The sequence below is a fragment of the Solirubrobacter deserti genome, from assembly GCF_027587175.1.
Taxonomy (GTDB): domain Bacteria; phylum Actinomycetota; class Thermoleophilia; order Solirubrobacterales; family Solirubrobacteraceae; genus Solirubrobacter; species Solirubrobacter deserti.
Window position 1 is genome coordinate 1 of the sequence record NZ_JAPCID010000114.1, and the last position, 1882, is coordinate 1882.

Below are 1882 nucleotides of genomic sequence, written 5' to 3' on the forward strand. Positions count from 1 at the left end.
GCCCGCCGTCGCCGGCGCGCCCGCGCAGTTCGCCGCGGTGCCCGCCGCGCCGGGTGTGCCGGTCGCCGCCGCGGCCGCCGCTCCCCCGCCCGCGCCGGCGTTCGATCCGACGAAGTCCGACGCCTTCCTGCCCGCGGTGAAGGCCACCGCGGCCGCCGCCTCCGGCGAACGGGAGGTTGACCGCGGCGACTCGCAGGCCTTCCTGCCCGCGATCAAGAAGGCCGAGCCGGAGGCGCCCGCGCAGCTCGCCGGGCAGCCGGCCGCGCTGCCGGTGTCCGACGTCGTCGCGGCCGCGGCCGCCGCACCCGAGGTCTATCCCGGCGACGACGCGCCGAAGGAGCAGCTCGCGGCCTGGATGGCCGGCCAGGCCGAGAAGCGCGGCCTCCCGGCGGAGCTGCCGGTGATGGCGGCGCTCGTCGAGTCCAACCTGCAGAACCTCAACTACGGCGACGCGGACAGCATCGGCTTCTTCCAGATGCGCGTGAGCATCTGGGACCAGGGCGAGTACGCGGGCTTCGGCAAGGACCCGCAGAAGCAGATCGAGTGGTTCCTCGACGAGGCGGAGAAGGTCAAGAACGCGCGCGTCGCGGCGGGCAAGCCGATCGACGACCCGAACCACTTCGGCGAGTGGATCGCCGACACCGAGCGCCCGGCCGAGCAGTACCGCTACCGCTACCAGACCAAGCTCGAGGAGGCCAAGGGCCTGCTCGCCAACCGCGCCGCGCCGCAAGCGGTGGCCGCGCCGGTGGCGGGCATGGCGGAGGCCGCGGCCGCCGTCGCGCCGACGGCGGGTGGCAGCTCGCTCGGCTCGGCGGCGCTGACGGTCGCGCGCGGCGAGCTGGGCGTCCGTGAGGTGGGCACCAACGCCGGCCCGAAGGTCGACGAGTACCTGTCCGCGGCGGGCGTCCCGTCCGGCAACCCGTGGTGCGCGTCGTTCATCACCTGGACGCTCGAGAAGGCCGGCAAGAAGATGCCGGGCGGCGGCTGGGCGGCCGTGCAGACGTGGGTCCGCGCGGCCGAGCAGAACCAGCACGGGCTGCAGATCGTCAGCGCCGACCAGGCGCGGCCGGGCGACATCGTCGCCTACGACTGGGGCGGGCAGAACGACTTCGGCGCCGACGGCCACATCGGCTACCTCGACAGCACCGTGCAGAACGGCAAGTTCAAGGCGCTGGAGGGCAACAACGCCGACTCGGTGAGCCACATCGACCGCTCCACGAGCAGCGGCAACGTCGTCTTCATCCGCGTCAACGGGGAAGCGGCGGGCGCGCCGCCGGTCCAGGCCGCGGCGCCCGTGCAGGCGGCGGCGCCGAGCGCCCCGATCGACCCCAAGCAGTTCGGCGGCGAGGAGGTCGGCACGGGCGGCCCGCCGAGCCCCGAGGCGCTCGCGCTGCTGGAGAACAAGAACGTCGTGCTCGACGACGTGGGCAAGGCCGACATCAAGGCCGGCCGCATCGATCCGCGCGTGATCGGCGTGCTGACCAAGCTCAGCCAGGAGCACAAGATCACGGTCTCGTGCATGTGCTCGGACCACTCGAAGTTCACCGCGGGCGGCTCGATCTCCAACCACTTCTACGGCCGCGGGCTCGACATCGCCGCGATCGACGGCGAGATCGTCGGGCCGGGCAGCCCGCTGGCGCGCGAGATCGCGTCCGAGGTCTCACAGCTGGACCCGGACATCCGCCCGAACGAGATCGGCTCGCCGTTCGCGATCTCCGGCCCCGGCTACTTCACCGACGCCGCGCACCAGAACCACATCCACCTCGGCTTCAAGCAGGAGATCACGCCGGACTGGAAGCCGCCCGCGGACGTCGCCGCCGCGCCGGCCGCCGCCGCGCCCGCGCAGTTCGCGGCGGCGGCGCCAGGCGCGCCCGTGGCCGCC

General features: G+C 73.9%; 1 protein-coding gene. It reads left to right on the top strand.

Annotated features, from left to right (window positions below; genetic code table 11):
* Positions 1-1882 (top strand): CHAP domain-containing protein (locus OJ962_RS34155; protein WP_270006955.1); only part of this gene is annotated, 1882 nt, incomplete at both ends.